We start from the raw sequence: 914 nt of genomic DNA, 5'->3' as shown, positions 1-914 counted from the left end.
GTATCAAGGAGCGCTACGAGAACCATCATAAGGTACGTATTCAGGATGATGCCTGCATCGCAGCCGTAAAACTCTCTGAGCGTTACATTTCCGACCGTTTCCTCCCAGATAAGGCTATCGACCTGATGGATGAGGCAGCAGCCAAACTGAGAATGGAGCGTGACTCTGTACCAGAAGAACTGGATGAGATTACCCGCCACTTGAAGCAGTTGGAGATTGAGCGTGAGGCCATCAAGCGCGAGAATGACCAGCCTAAGATTCAGCAGTTGGATAAGGAAATTGCAGAATTGAAGGATCAGGAGCATGACTTCCGTGCTAAATGGGAAGGCGAAAAAGCACTCGTCAACAAGATTCAGCAGGATAAGCAGGAGATAGAAAACCTGAAGTTTGAGGCTGAACGCATGGAGCGCGAAGGCAATTACGAACGCGTAGCTGAAATACGCTATTCTAAACTGAAGGCGCTCGAGGATGACATCAAGAAGATTCAGGAGCAGCTGAAGAGTACACAGGGTGGCGCAGCGATGGTCAGAGAGGAAGTTACTGCTGATGATATCGCTGAGGTTGTAAGCCGCTGGACCGGAATACCAGTAAGCCGTATGATGCAGAGCGAGCGTGAGAAACTGCTCCATCTGGAGGAAGAACTCCACAAGAGAGTCATCGGACAGGACGAGGCTATCACCGCTGTAAGTGATGCCGTTCGCCGCAGCCGTGCCGGATTGCAGGATCCTAAGCGTCCTATCGCCAGCTTCATCTTCCTCGGTACTACCGGTGTAGGTAAGACGGAACTTGCCAAGGCGCTGGCTGAGTATCTGTTCAATGACGAGTCGATGATGACCCGAATTGATATGAGTGAATATCAGGAGAAGTTTAGCGTAACCCGTCTGATCGGTGCGCCTCCAGGGTATGTAGGCTAC

The 914-nt window shown here is 50.9% G+C and carries 1 protein-coding gene; it reads left to right on the top strand.

The annotated features are described in order from the left end of the window. Window positions 1-914, top strand: a 914-nt coding sequence (locus ACTRC3_RS11680) for an AAA family ATPase (protein WP_440323185.1), incomplete at both ends; no start/stop codon positions are given.

Origin of the sequence: Laedolimicola sp. (assembly GCF_051972735.1) — a bacterium.
GTDB classification, from domain to species: Bacteria; Bacillota; Clostridia; order Lachnospirales; family Lachnospiraceae; genus Laedolimicola; species Laedolimicola intestinihominis.
Note: the sequence above shows the minus strand (reverse complement) of the source record. Positions and strands in the feature narration are given on the sequence as shown.